This window comes from Streptomyces alanosinicus (assembly GCF_014650595.1).
GTDB lineage: Bacteria > Actinomycetota > Actinomycetes > Streptomycetales > Streptomycetaceae > Streptomyces > Streptomyces alanosinicus.
Genome location: NZ_BMVG01000007.1, coordinates 110915 through 129898, shown reverse-complemented (window position 1 = coordinate 129898; position 18984 = coordinate 110915). Strand labels below are relative to the sequence as shown.

General features: G+C 70.6%; 18 protein-coding genes. 11 read left to right on the top strand and 7 right to left on the bottom strand.

Going from position 1 to position 18984, the window contains the following annotated elements; translation table 11 throughout:
• Positions 1 to 405 precede the first annotated feature (405 nt).
• Both IE277_RS17755 and IE277_RS17750 read left to right on the top strand, forming a co-directional pair.
• Positions 406 to 1068 carry a response regulator gene (locus tag IE277_RS17755; RefSeq protein WP_189953889.1) on the top strand — a complete coding sequence of 221 codons (663 nt, stop codon included), beginning with the start codon at positions 406 to 408 and terminating at the stop codon, positions 1066 to 1068.
• Positions 1065 to 2189, top strand: coding sequence for a sensor histidine kinase (locus IE277_RS17750; RefSeq protein ID WP_189953523.1), 1125 nt, complete (start codon positions 1065 to 1067; stop codon positions 2187 to 2189). Before IE277_RS17755 ends, IE277_RS17750 begins: the two co-directional genes overlap by 4 nt.
• Before the next feature lie 106 nt (positions 2190 to 2295).
• On the opposite strand, the gene ychF is transcribed toward IE277_RS17750, so the two are convergent.
• The gene (ychF, locus tag IE277_RS17745) at positions 2296 to 3384 is read right to left on the bottom strand and encodes a redox-regulated ATPase YchF (RefSeq protein ID WP_189953521.1); all 1089 of its coding nucleotides are present in this window, start codon (positions 3382 to 3384) and stop codon (positions 2296 to 2298) included.
• Positions 3385 to 3804: 420 nt separating this feature from the next.
• Between ychF and IE277_RS17740 the strand changes: the two genes are divergently transcribed.
• Positions 3805 to 4131, top strand: a complete 327-nt coding sequence (locus IE277_RS17740) for a DUF6542 domain-containing protein (RefSeq protein ID WP_373310816.1) — start codon at positions 3805 to 3807, stop codon at positions 4129 to 4131.
• Positions 4132 to 4182: 51 nt separating this feature from the next.
• On the opposite strand, the gene ppgK is transcribed toward IE277_RS17740, so the two are convergent.
• Positions 4183 to 4929, bottom strand: a complete 747-nt coding sequence (gene ppgK / locus IE277_RS17735) for a polyphosphate--glucose phosphotransferase (protein ID WP_189953517.1) — start codon at positions 4927 to 4929, stop codon at positions 4183 to 4185.
• A 29-nt stretch (positions 4930 to 4958) separates the two neighbouring features.
• Entirely contained in the window at positions 4959 to 5975 is a 1017-nt protein-coding gene (locus IE277_RS17730) for a 4-hydroxy-3-methylbut-2-enyl diphosphate reductase (protein ID WP_189953516.1), read from the bottom strand.
• Positions 5976 to 6040: 65 nt separating this feature from the next.
• On the opposite strand from IE277_RS17730, the gene IE277_RS17725 reads away from it, so the two are divergent.
• From IE277_RS17725 to IE277_RS17710, 4 genes are all read left to right on the top strand, one after another.
• Positions 6041 to 7408, top strand: a complete 1368-nt coding sequence (locus tag IE277_RS17725) for an APC family permease (protein ID WP_189953514.1) — start codon at positions 6041 to 6043, stop codon at positions 7406 to 7408.
• Between the two features lie 253 nt (positions 7409 to 7661).
• Positions 7662 to 8870: an exodeoxyribonuclease VII large subunit gene (gene xseA / locus IE277_RS17720; protein WP_189953512.1), complete on the top strand. Its 1209-nt coding sequence runs from the start codon at positions 7662 to 7664 to the stop codon at positions 8868 to 8870.
• Entirely contained in the window at positions 8867 to 9091 is a 225-nt protein-coding gene (locus IE277_RS17715; RefSeq protein WP_189953511.1) for an exodeoxyribonuclease VII small subunit, read from the top strand. The genes xseA and IE277_RS17715 overlap by 4 nt, the downstream gene beginning before the upstream one ends.
• A gap of 143 nt (positions 9092 to 9234) precedes the next feature.
• Positions 9235 to 9825, top strand: coding sequence for a malonic semialdehyde reductase (locus IE277_RS17710; RefSeq protein ID WP_189953509.1), 591 nt, complete (start codon positions 9235 to 9237; stop codon positions 9823 to 9825).
• Between the two features lie 111 nt (positions 9826 to 9936).
• Here IE277_RS17710 and IE277_RS17705 read toward each other — a convergent pair whose 3' ends face one another.
• Positions 9937 to 10464 (bottom strand): DUF4245 domain-containing protein, encoded by a 528-nt coding sequence (locus IE277_RS17705; RefSeq protein ID WP_189953507.1) that lies wholly within the window; start codon positions 10462 to 10464, stop codon positions 9937 to 9939.
• Between the two features lie 127 nt (positions 10465 to 10591).
• Between IE277_RS17705 and glpX the strand changes: the two genes are divergently transcribed.
• Positions 10592 to 11626: a class II fructose-bisphosphatase gene (gene glpX / locus IE277_RS17700; RefSeq protein ID WP_189953505.1), complete on the top strand. Its 1035-nt coding sequence runs from the start codon at positions 10592 to 10594 to the stop codon at positions 11624 to 11626.
• A gap of 114 nt (positions 11627 to 11740) precedes the next feature.
• Here glpX and IE277_RS17695 read toward each other — a convergent pair whose 3' ends face one another.
• Together IE277_RS17695 and IE277_RS17690 are read right to left on the bottom strand one after the other, a co-directional pair.
• Positions 11741 to 12115: a WhiB family transcriptional regulator gene (locus IE277_RS17695; protein WP_189953503.1), complete on the bottom strand. Its 375-nt coding sequence runs from the start codon at positions 12113 to 12115 to the stop codon at positions 11741 to 11743.
• A 174-nt stretch (positions 12116 to 12289) separates the two neighbouring features.
• A complete protein-coding gene (locus tag IE277_RS17690; protein WP_189953501.1) occupies positions 12290 to 13024 on the bottom strand; it encodes a DUF1707 SHOCT-like domain-containing protein in 735 nt (244 codons plus the stop codon).
• Between the two features lie 167 nt (positions 13025 to 13191).
• On the opposite strand from IE277_RS17690, the gene IE277_RS17685 reads away from it, so the two are divergent.
• Complete coding sequence (locus tag IE277_RS17685) at positions 13192 to 14862, top strand: fumarate hydratase (RefSeq protein ID WP_189953499.1); 1671 nt, start codon at positions 13192 to 13194, stop codon at positions 14860 to 14862.
• Between the two features lie 81 nt (positions 14863 to 14943).
• On the opposite strand, the gene IE277_RS17680 is transcribed toward IE277_RS17685, so the two are convergent.
• Positions 14944 to 16449, bottom strand: coding sequence for a ricin-type beta-trefoil lectin domain protein (locus IE277_RS17680; RefSeq protein ID WP_189953496.1), 1506 nt, complete (start codon positions 16447 to 16449; stop codon positions 14944 to 14946).
• 127 nt (positions 16450 to 16576) lie between these two features.
• Here IE277_RS17680 and IE277_RS17675 point away from each other — a divergent pair, with 127 nt between their 5' ends.
• Both IE277_RS17675 and fomD read left to right on the top strand, forming a co-directional pair.
• Positions 16577 to 17974 carry a class II fumarate hydratase gene (locus IE277_RS17675; protein ID WP_189953494.1) on the top strand — a complete coding sequence of 466 codons (1398 nt, stop codon included), beginning with the start codon at positions 16577 to 16579 and terminating at the stop codon, positions 17972 to 17974.
• 82 nt (positions 17975 to 18056) lie between these two features.
• Positions 18057 to 18746 carry a cytidylyl-2-hydroxypropylphosphonate hydrolase gene (gene fomD / locus IE277_RS17670; RefSeq protein ID WP_189953491.1) on the top strand — a complete coding sequence of 230 codons (690 nt, stop codon included), beginning with the start codon at positions 18057 to 18059 and terminating at the stop codon, positions 18744 to 18746.
• Positions 18747 to 18984 lie beyond the last annotated feature (238 nt).

The following is an 18984-nucleotide window of genomic DNA, read 5'->3' as shown; positions in this document are numbered from 1 at the left end:
GGCTGGCGACCGGCCGGGGCCCGGGGTATCCGGCGACTGTCCGGTCCCACCCCGCCACCCGGCGGGTGACGCCCACCGGGTAGGGGTCGGCGGTCGGTGCCGCGGGCTACTCGATGAGGGCGCCCGCGACCACGACGATCTGCGTGAGCGCGGCGACCATCGAGCCGACCCCGGTGCGTTCGCGCCGGCGCCGGCCCTCGCCCTTCCGGAACCACCCCGTCCACGGGTCCCGGGCTCCCCCCGCCCGGCTGGAACCCTCCCCCCGACTGGCGGGAACGTCCCGCCGCCCACACCTGGGACGGCGCGCCCCGCTCTACGGTCGGAACGGTGACAATCGACATCGACGTACGGCGATCGGAGCCGTACGCGCAAGCACGGCAAGGCGGGACGCACGTGATCCGGGTCATGGTGGTGGACGACGAGGCGCTGGTGCGCTCCGGCTTCGAACTCATCCTGAGCGCCGCCGACGACATCGAGGTCGTCGCGACCACGGCCGGCGCGGACGCGGTCGACACCGTACGGCGGACCGGCCCCGACGTCGTGCTCCTCGACATCCGGATGCCGGACGTGGACGGACTGACCGTGCTGCGCCGGCTGCGCGCCCTTCCGCAGCCGCCGGTGGTGGCGATGCTGACGACCTTCGACGCCGACGAGTACATCCTCACCGCGCTGCGCTCCGGCGCGGCCGGCTTCCTGCTCAAGGACACCGAGCCCGACCAGCTCGCCCAGCTCGTACGGACCCTGGTCGCGGGCGGGGTCGTGATGTCACCGAAGGCGTCCCGCGCCGTCTGGCAGAGTCACCCCGGCGCGACGGTCGTCGACGACGAGGAGACCAGCCGCGTCGGCCGGCTCACCGAACGCGAACGCGAGGTGCTCGTACTGATCGCGGAGGGGCTGTCCAACGCCGAGATCGGTACCCGGATCCATCTCAGCGCGGGCACCGTCAAGGATCACGTCAGCGCGATCCTGACCAAGCTGCGCGTCGGCAGCAGGGTGCAGGCGGCGCTGCTCGCGCAGCGGGCGGGACTGCTCGACGCGGGAGAGCGGCGCCCGGAGTCCGGGCGATGACCGCGCCCGGGGCGTGGTGGGCGCGGATTCCCGACCCGCTCGTCGACGCCATGGTCGTCGCGGTCGCCGTCCTCGACGTCCTGCTCAGCGTGGACGAGGCGGGCCCCGCGGCGCAGGCCACGGCGGCGCTCGCCTGCGCCGCGCTCGCCCTCCGACGGCGCTTCCCGCTCCCGGTCTTCCTCCTCACCCTGCCCGCCAGCCTCGTGCTGGACGTCGTGTTCGCCCCGTTCGCCGCACTGTTCACGCTGGCCGAACGCTCCCGCAACCGCCGGCTGCTCGTCGTATGCGCCGTTCTGTTCGCCCTGGCCTCGGCCTTCCCCTGGCCGCCGAACGACCTCACCACGCACGAGCGCACCTGGACCCTGGTCTACTTCTTCTACACACTGGCCACCGCCGCCGCCCCCGTCCTGCTGGGCCAACTCGTCCAGGCCCGCAGGGACCTGGCCCGCCGCCTCGCCGAGATCGAGGAGGCACGCGAACACGAACGGCTCCTGCACTCCCAGGCCGTCCTCGCCCGCGAACGCGCCCAGCTCGCCCGCGAGATGCACGACGTCGTCTCCCACCAGGTCAGCCTGATCGCCGTACAGGCCGGTGCCCTCCAAGTCGCCGCCACCGACCCCGACTTCAAGGAGGGCGCCCGCACCATCCGCTCCCTCAGCGTGGACACCCTCGACGAACTGCGCCACATGGTCACCCTGCTGCGCGCCTCCGGGGGCCGGGCCACCGAGCTGACCCCGCAGCCCACCCTCGCCGACCTGCACAAGCTGGTCACGACCAGCGGGATCGACACCGAACTGACCGGCGAACTCCCGCCGGAGATCAGCACCACCGCACAGCGCGCCGTCTACCGCACCGTCCAGGAAGCCCTCACCAACGTCCGCAAACACGCACCGGGCGCCTCGGCGACGGTGCGGCTCTGGCACACCGACGACGGCACCGCTTTCGGCGTGACCGTCACTAACACCCCGCCCACCCGCCCCTCACTCCCCCTCCCCGGCTCCCACCAGGGCCTGATCGGCCTCAGGGAACGCGCCGAACTCCTCGCCGGGACGGTCACCTCCGGCCCGACCCCCACCGGCGGCTACGAACTGACCCTCCGCATCCCGACCAACACCGACTGAGGGGCGGCGGTCCCAGCCCCGGGACACGGAAAGAGCCGGACTCCGCAGAGCCCGGCCCTTTGACCTGCGCGCTTGATGAATCGGTCAGCGCTTGGCGAGCGAACGATCACACATTGAACCGGAACTCGACTACATCCCCGTCCTGCATGACGTAGTCCTTGCCCTCCATCCGCGCCTTGCCCTTCGCGCGGGCCTCCGTGACCGAGCCCGTTTCGACCAGGTCCGCGATGGAGATGACCTCGGCCTTGATGAAGCCCTTCTGGAAGTCGGTGTGGATCACACCGGCGGCCTCGGGGGCCGTGGCGCCCTTCTTGATCGTCCAGGCGCGGGACTCCTTGGGGCCGGCCGTGAGGTAGGTCTGCAGGCCGAGGGTGTTGAAGCCGACGCGGGCGAGGGTGGCGAGGCCGGGCTCGTGCTGGCCGACGGACTCCAGCAACTCCAGCGCCTCGTCCTCGTCCAGTTCGGCGAGGTCCGCCTCCAGCTTGGCGTTGAGGAAGATCGCCTCGGCGGGGGCGACCAGGGCGCGCTGCTCGTCCTTGAAGTCCTCGTCGGTCAGTTCGTCCTCGTCGACGTTGAAGACGTAGAGGAACGGCTTCGTCGTGAGCAGGTGCAGATCGTGCAGGAGTTCGTTGCGCTCGGTGCCCTGGACGATGCCGTGCGCGAAGAGCGTGTCGCCCTTCTCCAGGATCTCCTGGGCCTCCTCGACCGCCTTGACCTTGGTGGCCACGTCCTTCTTGATGCGCGACTCCTTCTGGAGGCGCGGGAGGACCTTCTCGATCGTCTGGAGGTCCGCGAGGATCAGCTCGGTGTTGATCGTCTCGATGTCGTCCTTCGGCGAGACCTTGCCGTCGACGTGCACGACGTTCTCGTCCTTGAAGGCGCGGATGACCTGGCAGATCGCGTCGGACTCACGGATGTTCGCGAGGAACTTGTTGCCGAGGCCCTCGCCCTCGGAGGCGCCGCGCACGATGCCGGCGATGTCGACGAAGTCGACCGTCGCCGGGAGGATGCGCTCCGAGCCGAAGATCGAAGCCAGCTTGGCCAGGCGGGCGTCGGGGACACCGACCACGCCGACGTTCGGCTCGATCGTGGCGAACGGGTAGTTGGCCGCCAGCACGTCGTTCTTGGTCAGGGCGTTGAACAGGGTCGACTTGCCGACATTGGGCAGGCCGACGATTCCGATCGTGAGCGACACGTTTGCGACTTCCCGTAGATGAGTGGGCCAGGGGGGTGCCAGGGGCCAGAGTCCGACACTGACCGATCCCCCAGTTTACGGCGTCTGTGCCGGGCGGCTCCCGGGAGCTTCGAACGGCTGGCCAAGCTCTTCCCACCGGCGTGTCTGATGGGTGATTCGACACATAAGCAGACCTAAGTTGGTCCAGTGGAGCAACACAGATCGCGACCCTCGCCCGACGGACCGCGACGTGGCACTCAGCTGCCCTCACAGGCCCAGCGTGGGCCGGGCGGGGAGGGCAGACCGGGGTCAGGGGCGCGGCGGGCGCAGCGGTGGGAGCGCGGTGCACGGCAGGGGCGGGCCGCCGGGGCGGCGGCGGGCCCCCGGCTGCCGAACCCTCGGCTCACCGGGCTCGGCAGCGGACTGTTCTGTGCCGTCGTGATGTTCCTGCTCGGCTGCTTGGACGCGCTGCTGTTCGGCGGGGCGCTGACGGTGTACGGCGTACTGTTCCTGCCGGTGTGTGTGCTGACCGGGCTGTGGGTGCGGGCCGGGGACGTGCTGACCGCCCCCGTCGTCGTACCGATCGCGTTCGCCGTGGGTCTGGTGCCCGCCGTGGACGGCCAGGGCGGGCTGCTCGGCCGGCTGATGGGGCTGTTCACCGGGCTCGCCACCCAGGCCGGCTGGCTGTACCTCGGGACGCTGCTCGCCGGAGTGATCGGGCTCGTACGCCGGGCGCAGTGGGTACGGGCGCGCCGGCGCCGCACCTGAACGCCGGACCCGGGCGCCCGCGTGGCGGCCGCGCCCTGGAGGGCTGGTGGTCTATGCCAGCTGGGCGGCTCTCATCGCCGCTCCCACGATCCCCGCGTTGTTCTGCAGCTGCGCGGGGACGATCTCGGCCTTGATGTCGTCGAGGAAGTGCAGGAACTTGTCGGCCTTGCGGCTGACGCCGCCGCCGATGATGAACAGCTCGGGCGAGAACAGCATCTCCACATGCGCCAGATACTTCTGGACGCGCTGCGCCCAGTGTTCCCAGCTCAGGTCGTGGTCCTCCTTGGCCTTGCTGGAGGCGCGCTTCTCGGCGTCGTGGCCGTTCAGCTCCAGGTGGCCCAGTTCCGTGTTCGGGACGAGGACGCCGTCCACGAAGACGGCGCTTCCGATGCCGGTGCCGAAGGTGAGCAGGATGACCGTGCCCCTGCGGTCCCGGCCGGCGCCGAACTGCATCTCGGCGACGCCCGCCGCGTCCGCGTCGTTCAGGACGACCACCGGCAGGCCGCCCAGCCGGCCGGTGAACAACGCGCGCGCGTCCGTGTCGACCCAGCTCGGGTCGACGTTCGCCGCTGTGCGGATCACGGCGCCGCCCGTGACCACTCCGGGGAAGGTCAGCCCGACCGGGCCGGTCCAGCCGAAGTGGTCCACGACCTGCTTCACGCCGTCGGCCACACCGTCCGGTGTCGCCGGGTGGGGGGTGAGCACCTTGCAGCGCTCCTGAGCCAGATCGCCCTTGTCCAGGTCCACTGGGGCGCCCTTGATCCCGGATCCGCCGATGTCCACGCCGAAGATCTGCATGGCACTACGTTACGACGCGGGACTGACAGTCACTCCCCGGAAGGGCCGCTGCCGCCGCGCTCGGCGGCCAGGGCGGCCGCCTCGTCGCGCAGATCGCGGCGCAGCTCCTTGGGCAGCGAGAAGACGATGGACTCCTCGGCCGCCTTGACGATCTCCACGTCGCCGTAGCCGCGCTCGCCCAGCCACTGGAGCACCTGCTCGACCAGGACCTCCGGGACGGAGGCGCCGGAGGTGACGCCGACGGTCGTCACACCCTCCAGCCAGGCCTCGTCGATCTCGTCGGCGAAGTCCACGAGGTAGGCCTCGCGGGCGCCGGCGAGCTTGGCGACCTCGACGAGCCGCTTGGAGTTGGAGGAGTTGCGCGAGCCGACGACGATGACCAGTTCGGCCTCGGCGCCCATCTGCTTCACGGCGAGCTGGCGGTTCTGCGTGGCGTAGCAGATGTCGTCGCTGGGCGGGGAGACGAGACCGGGGAACTTCGTCTTCAGGGCGTCGACGGTCTCCATGGTCTCGTCGACGGACAGGGTGGTCTGCGACAGCCACACGACCTTCGAGGGGTCGCGGACCTCGACCTTGGCGACGTCCTCGGGGCCGTCGACGAGCTGGATGTGCTCGGGGGCCTCGCCGGAGGTGCCGATGACCTCCTCGTGGCCCTCGTGGCCGATCAGGAGGATGTCGTAGTCCTCCTTGGCGTAGCGGACGGCTTCCTTGTGGACCTTGGTGACCAGGGGGCAGGTGGCGTCGATGGTGGCGAGGCGGCCCTGCGCGGCCTCCTCGTGCACGACCGGGGCGACGCCGTGTGCCGAGAACATGACGATGTTGCCCGGCGGCACCTCCTCGGTCCGTTCGACGAAGACGGCGCCCTTCTTCTCCAGGGTCTGCACCACGTACTTGTTGTGGACGATCTCGTGCCGGACGTAGATCGGGGCCCCGTACTGTTCCAGGGCCTTCTCGACGGCGATGACGGCGCGGTCCACACCGGCGCAGTAGCCCCGGGGGGCGGCGAGCAGGACACGGCGGCCAGGCGAAGCGGTCATGCGTCCCATCGTAAGGGTGCGTTCGGCGGCGCCGGGATCGCGTCCCCGGTGCCGTGCGGGGAACACTGGGTGTCATGTCCGGCACGGAGACCACGGCCTCGACGGATGAGCACCAGAGGCTGCGGCGCAACCTCGGCTTCCGCGACCTCGTGGTCTACGGGCTTCTCTTCATCGCCCCCATGGCGCCGGTCGGCGTCTTCGGCACGCTCGACGCGACGTCGCACGGCGCGGTGGCGCTGGTGTACGTGGTGGCCACGGTCGCCATGGGGTTCACCGCATTCAGTTATGCGCAGATGGTGCGGGTGGTACCGCAGGCCGGTTCGGTGTTCGCCTACGCGCGCGTGGGGCTCGGCGAGGACGCCGGGTTCATCGCGGGCTGGATGGCGATGCTGGACTACGTCCTGATCCCGGCGGTGGCCTATCTCTTCTCCGGGATCGCGATGAACGCGCTGGTCCCGCAGGTGTCCCGGTGGGTGTGGACCACGCTGGCCGTCGGCGTGACGACTCTGCTGAACCTGTGGGGCGTACGGGCGGCGGCGCTCGTGGGTTTCCTCGTCCTGGCCATGGAGATCGTCGTCCTGCTGGTGTTCGTGGTGGCGGCGCTCGTGGTGCTGGCGCGGGACGGGGCGCACCGGGGACTGTGGTCGCCGCTGTCGGGAGACCGCACACAGGGCCCCTTCGCGCTCGCGGCGGTGCTCGGCGCGGTGTCGGTGGCGGTGCTGTCGTATCTGGGCTTCGACGCGATCGCGTCGTTCGCCGAGGAGGTCACCGGGGGTTCGGCGAAGGTGGCGCGGGCGCTGCTGTGCTGCCTTGCGCTGGCGGGTGCGCTGTTCGTGGCGCAGACGTATCTGGTGGCGCTGCTGGAGCCGACGACGTCCGCGCGGCTGGCCGCCGAGCCCGGCAAGCAGGGCTCGGCGTTCTACGACGCCGTGGACGTCTCGGTCGGGGGCTGGCTGCACGATCTGGTGGCCGTGAGCAAGGCGGTCGGGGCGGCGTTCGCGGCGCTGGCCGGTCAGGCGGCGGCGGGGCGGCTGCTGTTCGCGATGGGCCGCGGCCGCCGGCTGCCGCGCGCCCTGGCCCGCACGGATGCGGGCGTGCCGCGGGTCGCGCTGCTGTGCTCGGCGGTGATCACGCTGGTCGCGGCGGGGTGGGCGGCGCGCCGGGACGACGGCCTGGACAAGCTCGTCTCGGTCGTCGACATCGGCGCGCTGACGGCGTTCACGCTGCTGCACGCGAGCGTGGTGGGCCATTTCGCGGTACGGCGGCGGGGCGGGCGGCCGAGCTGGTGGCGGCATGTGCTGGTGCCGGGGGCGGGGGCGGTGATCACGGTCGCGGTGATCGTGGCGGCGAGCGGTGTGGCGCAGGTGGTGGGGGCGGTGTGGCTGGCCGTGGGGGTACTGGTGCTGGTGGGGCAGCGGGGGCGGGTGACGGCTTCCGAGTAGCCGAGGCCGGCTGGTGGCGGGCGGGCGCTTACCGGCGCGGGCCGGGCCGGGTGCCTCCCCCAGAGGGGCCCCGGCGCCCACCCGTGCCGCCCCAGCGGCACTCGGCACTGTCGCCAAACTCCGGTCGTCCGCCCGGAGGGCGGGCCTGGGGGCACCTCCCACGCCCTCAAGGCAGTGGGGGAGGGAGTTTGACGACAGGGCCTGGGCAAGCGGACGGCGCTGCCCTGTCAGTGGCCGCCGCTAGGCTCGACGCATGGCTGCGAACACGACCCCCGAGGCGCCCCTCCCCGTAGGCGAGGTCTCCCGGCTGATCGGCGGGTGGATCGACCGGCTGGGCGCGGTGTGGGTCGAGGGGCAGATCACGCAGTTGTCGCGGCGGCCCGGCGCCGGGGTCGTGTTTCTGACGCTGCGGGATCCGTCGTACGACATCTCCGTGAGCGTGACCTGCTATCGGCAGGTCTTCGACACCGTCGCGGACGTGGTCGGCGAGGGCGCCCGTGTCGTCGTACTCGCCAAGCCGGAGTGGTACGCCCCGCGCGGCCAGCTGTCCCTTCGCGCCGCCGAGATCAGACCCGTCGGCGTCGGCGAGCTGCTGGCCCGGCTGGAGCGGCTGAAGAAGGCGCTCGCCGCCGAGGGCCTGTTCGCGCCGGAGCGGAAGAAGCCTCTGCCGTTCCTGCCGCAGCTGATCGGGCTGGTCTGCGGCCGGGCCTCCGCCGCGGAGCGGGACGTGCTGGAGAACGCCCGGCATCGCTGGCCTGCCGTCCGCTTCGAGGTGCGCAACGTCCCGGTGCAGGGTGTGCATGCCGTCCCGCAGGTCGTGCAGGCCGTCAAGGAGCTGGACGAGACCGACGAGGTGGACGTCATCATCGTCGCGCGCGGCGGCGGCAGCGTGGAGGACCTGCTGCCGTTCTCCGACGAGCAGCTCGTGCGCGCCGTGGCCGCCTGCCGTACGCCGGTCGTCTCCGCGATCGGGCACGAGCCCGACAACCCGTTGCTGGACCACGTCGCCGACCTGCGCGCCTCCACACCCACCGACGCGGCCAAGAAGGTCGTACCGGACGTGGGCGAGGAGTTCGAGCGGGTGCGGATGCTGCGGGACCGGGCCCGGCGGTGTGTGCGGGCGTTCGTGGAGCGCGAGGAGCGGGGGCTCGCGCACGCGCTGGCCCGTCCCTCGATAGAGGATCCGCACCGGATGGTCGACGAGCGCGCCGAGCAGGTCGCCTCGCTCGCCGAGCGCGGCCGGCGCACCCTCGGGCATCTCCTGGACCGCGCGGACTCGGAGCTGACGCACACCCACGCGCGCGTGGTGGCGCTCTCCCCCGCGGCCACCCTCAGACGCGGATACGCGGTGCTGCAGAAGGCGGACGGACATGTGGTGCGCGGGCCGGACGAGGTGAGCGACGGCGAGAGCCTGCGGGCCCGCGTGGCCGACGGTGAATTCACGGTGAAGGTAGGCGAATGACCAGCAAGGTGGACGAAGCGCTCTCCTACGAGCAGGCGCGGGACGAGTTGATCGAGGTCGTACGACGCCTGGAGGCGGGCGGTACGACGCTGGAGGAGTCCCTGGCCCTGTGGGAGCGCGGCGAGGAGCTGGCCACGGTGTGCCGGCGCTGGCTGGAGGGCGCGCGGGCCCGGCTGGACGCGGCGCTCGCAGAGGAGGCCGAGGAGGAGGACGCCGAGTAGGCGTCGGCCCGGGGTTGTGAAGCGGGTCACCACACCCCCGTCTTTGTTGAAGGTTGAACTTCACTGACGTAGAGTCGCCCTGTCAGCCGATCCGGACCACGGTCCGGTACGTCGGATCAAGGCGCCACCTAGGAAGTCCACGCATGTCTCTCGTTCTTGACCCCGCAGCCCAGGACCTGCTGTTCCGCGAGGCCCGCACCGCGAACACCTTCACCGACGAGCCGGTTACCGACGAGCAGGTCCAAGCGATCTACGACCTGGTCAAGTACGGCCCCACCGCCTTCAACCAGACCCCGCTGCGCATCACCCTGGTCCGCTCCCCCGAGGCCCGTGAGCGCCTGGTCCAGCACATGGCCGAGGGCAACCAGCCCAAGACCGCCACCGCCCCGCTGGTCGCGATCCTCTCCGCGGACAACGAGTTCCACGAGGAGCTGCCGGCCCTGTTCCCGGCCTTCCCGCAGGCCAAGGACGTCTTCTTCGCCGAGCGCCCGGCCCGCGAGGGCTCCGCCGCGCTGAACGCCGCACTGCAGGCCGCCTACTTCATCGTCGGCGTCCGCGCCGCGGGCCTCGCCGCCGGCCCGATGACCGGCTTCGACTTCGAGGGCGTCCGCAAGGAGTTCCTGGACGACGACCACACCCCGCTGATGATCGTCAACATCGGCAGGCCGGGCCAGGACGCCTGGTACCCGCGCTCGCCGCGCCTGGCGTACGTCGACGTCGTCACGACCGTCTGAGCCGCCCGGATTCTCCGGAGACGCGAATAGGCCCCCAGCACCGCCGGGGGCCTTTCTCGTATGCGCGGGGTGCGTGCGCGTCCCGTATGCGCGGGGTGCGTGCGCGGGGGCTCACTGCATCTTCAGCGCCGCCGCCATCCTCGTCAGTTCCGTGAAGGACGCCGTGCCGGCCACCACCGTGGTGGAGCCCTGCGTGCCGTTCAGGACGAGGGCGTCGTAGCGACCGCCCGAGTAGCGGGTCCAGGTACGGCCGGCGATCGTCTCGGTCTGCTGCGTCGCGGACCCGCCCTGACTGGCGTCGTCGATGAACTGGGCCGGCTTCTGCGTGGACTGCTCGATCTGCACGTACTGGCTGTCCGGGGTCTGGAAGCCCAGGTGCCAGCGGTCGCTGTTCTCATGCTGGAAGCGCACGGAGGTCGCCTTCCACGCACTCGGCAGGCCCTCGGGGGCGGCCACCGGGTAGCTCGCCCCGCGGCGGGCCGTGAGCAGCTCGACGCGGTAGTCCTTCCGCTCGAGCTTCGGAGCGTGATCGTCGTGCGGGATGGCGAAGAACCAGATGCCCATCGCCGCGATGCCGATCAGGGCCATGGAGAGCACCATGTCCCGGGCCGTCTTCTGCTTGCCGTTCGAACCTGCCACGCCCTCTATCGTCGCAGGTGCCCCCGGCGCTCATCCGTGGGGCCCCCTGCTCATTTTGTCTGCCTAACGATAGAGTCAGGACCAATACCCTCATCCGGCCGTCGTCGTATCAGAAAGGTGCGCTCCGATGACCGAAAATCATCATCTGCCGTCCGAGCTCGATGTTCCCGCCGAGGCTCCCGACCGCAACCTTGCCCTGGAACTCGTCCGGGTGACCGAAGCCGCCGCCATGGCCGCGGGGCGCTGGGTGGGGCGCGGTGACAAGAACGGCGCCGACGGCGCCGCCGTGCGCGCCATGCGGACCCTCGTCTCCACCGTGTCGATGAACGGCGTCGTCGTCATCGGCGAGGGCGAGAAGGACGAGGCCCCGATGCTCTTCAACGGGGAGCACGTGGGCGACGGCACCGGTCCGGAGGTCGACATCGCGGTCGACCCGATCGACGGCACCACGCTGACGGCCAAGGGCATGCCGAACGCGATCGCCGTCCTCGCCGCCGCCGAGCGGGGCGGCATGTTCGACCCGTCCGCCGTGTTCTACATGGACAAGCTGGTCACCGGCCCGGAAGCGGCCGACTTCGTCGACATCGACGCGCCCGTGGCCGTGAACATCCGGCGGATCGCCAAGGCGAAGAAGGCCACGCCGGAGGACGTCACCGTCGTCATCCTCGACCGGCCCCGCCACACGGGCCTGATCGAGGAGGTCCGGGAGGCCGGTGCGCGCATCAAGCTGATCTCCGACGGCGATGTCGCGGGCTCGATCTACGCGCTGCGCGAGGGCACGGGCGTCGACCTGCTGCTCGGTGTCGGCGGCACACCGGAGGGCATCATCTCGGCCTGTGCCGTGAAGTGTCTGGGCGGGACGATCCAGGGCAAGCTGTGGCCCAAGAACGACGAGGAGCGGCAGCGGGCCATCGACGCCGGGCACGATCTGGACCGGGTGCTCACCACCGATGACCTGGTCTCGGGCGAGAACGTGTTCTTCGTCGCCACCGGGATCACCGACGGCGAGCTGCTGCGCGGCGTTCAGTACGGGTCGGAGAAGGCACTGACCGAGTCGATCGTGATGCGGTCGAAGTCGGGGACGGTGCGCAAGATCTACTCCGAGCACCGGCTCAGCAAGCTGCGGGCCTACAGCGCGGTCGATTTCGACCGCGCCAAGTAGACACGCGGCCGCCAAGGAGACCGGGAGACAACAGGAGACAAGAAGAAGCGGGCGCCCTCGGTGCGGAGAGGGCGCCCCTGCTTCGGTCGCTTCGGGGTCCTAGGGTCTGTCGCCCTAACCGGCCATGCGGTTCGTCGTCGCCCGTGCCGCCTTCTTCAGTTCCAGCTCGCGACGGCGGCGCCGCGCCAGGACCACCCGGCGTTCAGCCGCCGTGAGGCCGCCCCAGACGCCGTACGGTTCGGGCTGGAGGAGGGCGTGTTCGCGGCACTCCACCATCACCGGGCAGCGGGCGCAGACACGCTTGGCCGCCTCCTCGCGCGACAGCCGGGCGGCGGTCGGCTCTTTTGACGGCGCGAAGAACAAGCCAGCCTCGTCACGCCGGCACACCGCCTCGGTGTGCCAGGGAGCGTCTTGATCCCTGTCCTGCACTGGCCCCCGCTGGGCCGGAACGGCGGCTACCTGCAGAGACGAATGCGGCGGTTGCAGCACGGTCTACTCCTGACGACGGCTTCGCGAGCGAGAGACGATGCAGCAAGCCCTACCCGCTGTGCGCGCGCCTATGCACAGCGTTCCGAGCCGCGGGCGCGCGGCGGCTGGTTCACGCCCCTGCCGTGGCCGTCCAGGGGGAGCGGACCCTTCCGTTCACCGGCGGATTCGCGACCGTCAACGGCCCAGGTGTTTGCGCATCTTCCGGTCGACCTTGTCCTGGACCCGCTCCAGTTTCCGGTCGACCTTGTCCTGCACCCGCTCCAGGATGTCCGACACGCGCTTGCCGCGCTTGGGACGGGCCTCGACATTGCCGAGCACCGCCCAGCCGTCGATGTAGACGACCGGCGCGTCGGACTCGACCGAGTCCAGCGTGTCCACCTCGAAGTTGCCGAGGACGCCGCCTCCGGTGCCGCGCAGCGACACGTTCTCCGGGACGCGGATCTGGATGTCGCCGAAGACCGAGACGGCCTTGATCACGACCTGTTGATACTCGAAGATCGCCTCGCTGAGGTCGATCTCGACGCTGCCGAAGACCGAGTACGCGTGCAGTCGGCGCCCGGCGCGCCAGCGGCCGCGGCGCACCGCGCTGCTGAAGACGGCGACGACATTGGCGTCGGCCTCGGGCGGGATCTCACCCGGGGCGGGGCGGGGCGGTATCGGTGTGCAGGCCGGGCCGGCGGAGCCCCGGTGGGCGGCGGGCAGGTCCCGGACGAAGACGTCCAGCTCGCCCACCGTCTTGGCGTGCAGCACGGCCTCGACGCGCTCGGCGTGCTCGTCGGCGGTCAGCCGGCCCTCGGCGAGGGCCTCGCGCAGGATGTCGGCGACCCGGTCGCGGTCGGCGTCCGAGGCGCGCAGTTCGGTGACGCCCGGTGCGGCGTCCTGGGTACGGGCGGGCTTCTGAAGGTCCACGGCATCAGCGTACCCAAACGCGATAGATCGCGACTAGGGGTGTGGAGAACCGGGGCGTGTCGAACTGAGCCTTACCTCACAGGTTCCGTGTCGGTGGCAGGTTCTAGGCTGGTGAGGCCCGCCAGCGTCGGCGGGCGGCCGTCCGTCAGAGTGAGGAATGGGCTGAGATGCCTGAGTTCGCGTACACCGATCTGCTCCCCCAAGGTGAGGACACCACCCCGTACCGGCTGGTGACGTCCGAGGGCGTCTCGACCGTCGAGGGCCCGGACGGCCGTACGTTCCTCACGGTGGAGCCTGAGGCGCTGCGCAAGCTGGCCGAGGAGGCCATCCACGACATCCAGCACTACCTGCGGCCCGCGCACCTCGCGCAGCTGCGGCGCATCATCGACGACCCCGAGGCGTCGGGCAACGACAAGTTCGTCGCGCTGGACCTGCTGAAGAACGCGAACATCGCGGCGGCCGGCGTGCTGCCGATGTGCCAGGACACCGGCACGGCGATCGTGATGGGCAAGCGCGGGCAGAACGTCCTCACCGAGGGCGCGGACGAGAAGCACCTGTCGCACGGCATCTACGACGCCTACACCAAGCTGAACCTGCGGTACTCCCAGATGGCTCCGCTCACCATGTGGGAGGAGAAGAACACCGGCTCCAACCTGCCGGCCCAGATCGAGCTGTACGCCACCGACGGCGGCGCCTACAAGTTCCTGTTCATGGCCAAGGGCGGCGGCTCCGCCAACAAGTCCTTCCTCTACCAGGAGACGAAGGCGGTCCTGAACGAGGCCTCCATGATGAAATTCCTGGAGGAGAAGATCCGTTCGCTCGGTACGGCCGCCTGCCCGCCGTACCACCTGGCGATCGTCGTCGGCGGCACGAGCGCCGAGTACGCGCTGAAGACCGCGAAGTACGCCTCCGCGCACTACCTGGACAACGCGCCGGCCGAGGGCTCTCCGCTCGGCCACGGCTTCCGGGACAAGGAGCTGGAGGAGCAGGTCTTCGAGCTGACCCAGAAGATCGGCATCGGCGCGCAGTTCGGCGGCAAGTACTTCTGCCACGACGTCCGCGTGATCCGCCTGCCCCGGCACGGCGCGTCCTGCCCGGTCGCCATCGCCGTCTCCTGCTCGGCCGACCGCCAGGCGGTCGCGAAGATCACCGCCGAGGGTGTCTTCCTGGAGCAGCTGGAGCGGGACCCGGCGCGCTTCCTGCCCGAGACCACGGACGAGCACCTCGACGAGTCGTCCGACGTGGTGCGGATCGACCTCAACCAGCCGATGGACACCATCCTCGCCGAGCTGACCAAGTACCCGGTCAAGACCCGGCTGTCGCTGACCGGCCCGCTGGTCGTGGCGCGTGACATCGCGCACGCCAAGATCAAGGAGCGGCTGGACGCGGGCGAGGAGATGCCCCAGTACCTGAAGGACCACCCGGTGTACTACGCGGGTCCGGCGAAGACCCCCGAGGGCTACGCCTCCGGTTCCTTCGGTCCCACGACGGCCGGGCGCATGGACTCCTACGTGGAGCAGTTCCAGGCCGCGGGCGGCTCCAAGGTGATGCTGGCCAAGGGCAACCGCAGCAAGCAGGTCACCGACGCGTGCGACGCCCACGGCGGCTTCTACCTCGGCTCCATCGGCGGCCCCGCCGCGCGCCTCGCCCAGGACTGCATCAAGAAGGTCGAGGTCCTGGAGTACGAGGAGCTGGGCATGGAGGCCGTCTGGAAGATCGAGGTCGAGGACTTCCCGGCGTTCATCGTGGTCGACGACAAGGGCAACGACTTCTTCCAGGACCCGGCTCCGCAGCCGACGTTCACCAGCATCCCGGTACGGGGCCCGGGTCTCGCCTGATCGCCTCCCTGCCCGCTTCCGGGACACCTCCGGAGCGTTTCCGCAGCGTTCGCGGAAGCGGGCGCGGACCGGGCCGCCGGCTCAGCCGATGCGCTGGGCCGCCGAGCCGTCGCAGTTCTGCAGCCGGATCCGGTCCCTGGCGGTGGCCTGCGTGAGGCACAGCCCCTCCGCCGCCGCCGGACGGATCGTCCCCGAGTCCCGGACGAACTGCTGGTTGGTGCCGCCGTGGCAGTTCCACACGATCAGGCCGGTGCCGGCCGTGTAGGAGCCGCCCGGTACGTCCAGACAGCGGTCGTGGGTCAGTTCCAGGTGCAGGGAGCGCTCGGCGGGGTCGTACCACCAGCCCTGGTTACGGCCGCCGTGGCAGTCCCAGCCGATCACCTCGGTGCCGTTCGCGCTCGAACCCCCGGACGCGTCCAGGCAGTTGCCGGTGGCCTGGTCGGTGAGCGGACGGAACGCGTCGTCCCAGGCGCCCGGGTACAGCTTCGGGCTGCCGGTGCTCGCCGGGTCGGCGCAGCCCGCCTCGCGGTAGCCGGAGTCGTAGAACTGGGTGAGGCAGGACGCGAAGGCGCCGTGGCCCCGGTAGTTGGGGTGGAAGGACTGCCGTACCGAGTTGGAGTCGGGCGGGAAGGGGTTGCCGAGGTCGACGTACAGGCCGCGCGCCCAGGTGTCCTCCATGCAGACCTCGTGCCCCTGGAAGAGGCGGGAGTCGTCGAGGTAGTACGCGCCGCTCTGCTCGGCCGCCGTGCGCATTCCGCGTTCGAAGAGCGGGACGGCGGTGTCGCGGCCCCAGGCCGCGTCGGAGTCGTAGCCCATGCAGCCGCCCGGCAGCTTGCCGGGGAAGTTCGGGTTGTCGTGGATGTCGGGGCCGATGGGGCTCGGGTAGCCCATGAGGACGAGTTTGTAGTCGTCGTCGCCGTAGCCGGCGCCGCGCATGACCGTCTTCAGGTCGGCGACCGTCGCCTCCACCTTCGGCACCAGGCCGTCGACGCGGGCCTGCCAGCCGGGCGCGTACTTGGGTTCGCAGGGGCCCTGGAGGGTGACGTAGCGGGTGACGCAGTCGGTCATGACGGGCCCGAACTGGAGGTCGTCGTTGGCGCCGATGACCAGCACGATCATCGTGACGCGGGTATTGCGGGCCTTGATCGCCAGGCTGTCGCTCTGGACGAGTTCGTCGGCGTACTGCTTGCTGCCGCCGATGCGGATGTTGCCGGTGGAGGCACCCGAACAGGCGACGTTGTAGGTGACGTCCGCGGGGATGCCGGTGCGGTGGATGGCGGAGTCGGGCGAGCGGTGGCACCAGTTGTCGGGCCCGTTCGTGCCGGGTTCGTAGGTGCCGACGCCCTCGCCGGAGATCTCGCTGTCGCCGAGGGAGATCAGCGCGGCCTTACGGTCGGCCAGGGGCCGCTCGGCCGGGTCGCCGTACAGGGCGGTGGCCTCTGTGGCGCGGATGCGTTCCAGCTCGGCCGGCAGGGCGGCGGCGCTCTGGGCCGCGTGGGCGGTGGGGGCCGTGAGGCCCGCGAACACGGTGGCGGCCGCCGCGACAGCGACGGCCGTTGGTCTGATCCTGGATCTGAAGCGATGCATGACGCCTCCCCGAAGCAGAAGCAGAAGTACCGGCAGAAGCAGGTGTTGCCCCGGGTTTTTACTGGCCGGTAGCCGCGGAGGGAATACACATGCGCCGACATGTGCTGCCTTTTTCGGAGGTACGACGATGACGACGCAAGAGCCGCAGTACCGGATCGAGCACGACTCGATGGGCGAGGTCCGGGTCCCGGCCCATGCCAGATGGCGGGCGCAGACCCAGCGCGCCGTGGAGAACTTCCCCGTGTCCGGGCAGCGGCTGGAGCGGGCCCACATCGAGGCGCTGGCCCGGATCAAGGCGGCCGCGGCGAAGGTGAACGCCGAACTCGGGGTGCTGGACGAGGAGGTCGCCGAGGCGATCCAGCAGGCGGCCGGTGAGGTCGCCGCGGGCGCATGGGACGAGCACTTCCCGGTGGATGTGTTCCAGACCGGTTCCGGGACGTCCTCCAACATGAACGCCAACGAGGTCATCGCGACCCTGGCGAGCGAGCGGCTCGGCCGTGACGTGCACCCCAACGACCATGTGAACGCCTCGCAGTCGTCCAACGACGTCTTCCCGTCGTCCATCCACATCGCCGCCACCGCCGCCGTCACCCACGATCTGATCCCGGCTCTGGAGCACCTGGCGGCGTCCCTGACCCGCAAGTCCGAGGAGTTCGCCGATGTCGTGAAGTCCGGGCGCACACATCTGATGGACGCGACCCCGGTGACCCTGGGCCAGGAGTTCGGCGGGTACGCGGCCCAGGTGCGGTACGGCGTCGAACGGCTGCGGGCCTCCCTCCCCCGCCTCGCCGAGCTGCCGCTGGGCGGGACCGCCGTCGGCACCGGCATCAACACCCCGTCCGGCTTCTCCGCCGCCGTCATCCGGGAGGTGGCCCGCGCCACCGGGCTGCCGCTGACCGAGGCCCGCGACCACTTCGAGGCGCAGGGCGCCCGGGACGGGATCGTGGAGACCAGCGGTCAGCTGCGCACGATCGCGGTCGGGCTGACGAAGATCGCCAACGATCTGCGCTGGATGTCCTCCGGGCCGCGCACCGGGCTCGCCGAGATCCGGCTGCCCGATCTGCAGCCGGGCTCGTCGATCATGCCGGGCAAGGTCAACCCGGTCGTGCCGGAAGCCGTGTTGATGGTCGCCGCGCAGGTCGTCGGCAACGACGCCACCATCGCCACCGCCGGAGCCGCCGGGAACTTCGAGCTGAACGTGATGCTCCCGGTCATCGCCAAGAACGTCCTCGAATCCGTCCGGCTGCTCGCCAACGTCTCCCGGCTGCTGGCCGACCGGACCGTCGACGGCATCACCGCCGACCGCGAACGGGCCCGCGAGTACGCCGAGTCGTCGCCCTCCGTGGTCACCCCGCTCAACAAGTACATCGGCTACGAGGAGGCCGCGAAGGTCGCCAAGAAGTCCCTCGCGGAGCGCAGGACGATCCGCGAAGTCGTGCTGGACGGCGGGTACATCGAGCGCGGCGATCTGACGCGCGAACAGCTCGACGAGGCGCTGGATGTCCTGCGGATGACACATCCGTAACCTTGAGCGAATCTTTCCGGCCACCGGCGGAACCGTGATGTGCGCCGCAGCGCCGTATGTCCACGGCACCTAATATCTGTCCATGACGGACGACGGAGCGATGACACGCGCGGACGCGGGAGCTGCGGCCCACTGGATCCCCGGGACCCGGATCCTGTGGCGCTACCGGGAGAACGCCGGCGAGCACTTCCACATCGCCCGGCCCGTCACCGTCGTACGCGACGACGAGGATCTGCTCGCGGTGTGGCTGGCCCCCGGCACGGAATGCATGAAACCGGTTCTGGCCGACGGCACTCCGGTGCACATGGAGCCGCTCGACTCCCGCTACACCAAGCCGCGCACGGTGCAGCGGGACCGGTGGTTCGGCACCGGTGTGCTGAAGCTGGCCCAGCCCGGCCGGCCCTGGTCGGTGTGGCTGTTCTGGGAGCCGGGCTGGCGGTTCAAGAACTGGTACGTCAACCTCGAACAGCCGCTGAGCCGTTGGTCGGGCGGGGTGGACTCCGAGGACTACTTCCTGGACATCTCGGTCCACCCCGACCGCAGCTGGCACTGGCGTGACGAGGACGAGTTCGCGCAGGCCCAGCGGGACGGGCTGATGGACGCGCGGACCGCACAGCGGGTCCGGGCGGCCGGGCGGGACGCCGTCGAGGCGATCGAGGCCTGGGGGCCGCCGTTCTCGGACGGCTGGCAGCACTGGCGCCCGGATCCCTCCTGGGCGGTACCTTCTCTCCCCGAGGGCTGGGACCTTACGCCCGCGCACGTGTCCTCATGAGACCCTTGATGCGCCCCCGGGCATGAAACGTAGGATCGTCCTCCGCAAGGGCGCACACAAGCAACTACCGGAGCATGCGCCAGGCTTGACCGAACGTCACCGAGGGGCGGCAGCACGTGAGCGACGGGCACCACGGCACCACCGACGTCGGCCGCGCCAGGCTCGCCGGTGACACAGGAACCTCTGACCGCGCGGGAATTCCGTTCCTGGGGCACCTATTGCGGGTATCGGGACTTCT

What these genes read in the sequence shown, in the direction of transcription:
- IE277_RS17755 (WP_189953889.1), top strand. Translation starts at nt 406, where the DNA reads ATGGTGGTGGACGACGAGGCGCTGGTGCGCTCCGGCTTCGAACTCATC.
- xseA (WP_189953512.1), top strand. Translation starts at nt 7,662, where the DNA reads ATGGCTGCGAACACGACCCCCGAGGCGCCCCTCCCCGTAGGCGAGGTC.
- ppgK (WP_189953517.1), bottom strand. Translation starts at nt 4,929, where the DNA reads ATGCAGATCTTCGGCGTGGACATCGGCGGATCCGGGATCAAGGGCGCC.
- IE277_RS17715 (WP_189953511.1), top strand. Translation starts at nt 8,867, where the DNA reads ATGACCAGCAAGGTGGACGAAGCGCTCTCCTACGAGCAGGCGCGGGAC.
- IE277_RS17680 (WP_189953496.1), bottom strand. Translation starts at nt 16,449, where the DNA reads ATGCATCGCTTCAGATCCAGGATCAGACCAACGGCCGTCGCTGTCGCG.
- IE277_RS17730 (WP_189953516.1), bottom strand. Translation starts at nt 5,975, where the DNA reads ATGGGACGCATGACCGCTTCGCCTGGCCGCCGTGTCCTGCTCGCCGCC.
- IE277_RS17750 (WP_189953523.1), top strand. Translation starts at nt 1,065, where the DNA reads ATGACCGCGCCCGGGGCGTGGTGGGCGCGGATTCCCGACCCGCTCGTC.
- IE277_RS17710 (WP_189953509.1), top strand. Translation starts at nt 9,235, where the DNA reads ATGTCTCTCGTTCTTGACCCCGCAGCCCAGGACCTGCTGTTCCGCGAG.
- glpX (WP_189953505.1), top strand. Translation starts at nt 10,592, where the DNA reads ATGACCGAAAATCATCATCTGCCGTCCGAGCTCGATGTTCCCGCCGAG.
- IE277_RS17725 (WP_189953514.1), top strand. Translation starts at nt 6,041, where the DNA reads ATGTCCGGCACGGAGACCACGGCCTCGACGGATGAGCACCAGAGGCTG.
- IE277_RS17685 (WP_189953499.1), top strand. Translation starts at nt 13,192, where the DNA reads ATGCCTGAGTTCGCGTACACCGATCTGCTCCCCCAAGGTGAGGACACC.
- fomD (WP_189953491.1), top strand. Translation starts at nt 18,057, where the DNA reads ATGACGGACGACGGAGCGATGACACGCGCGGACGCGGGAGCTGCGGCC.
- IE277_RS17675 (WP_189953494.1), top strand. Translation starts at nt 16,577, where the DNA reads ATGACGACGCAAGAGCCGCAGTACCGGATCGAGCACGACTCGATGGGC.
- IE277_RS17740 (WP_373310816.1), top strand. Translation starts at nt 3,805, where the DNA reads ATGTTCCTGCTCGGCTGCTTGGACGCGCTGCTGTTCGGCGGGGCGCTG.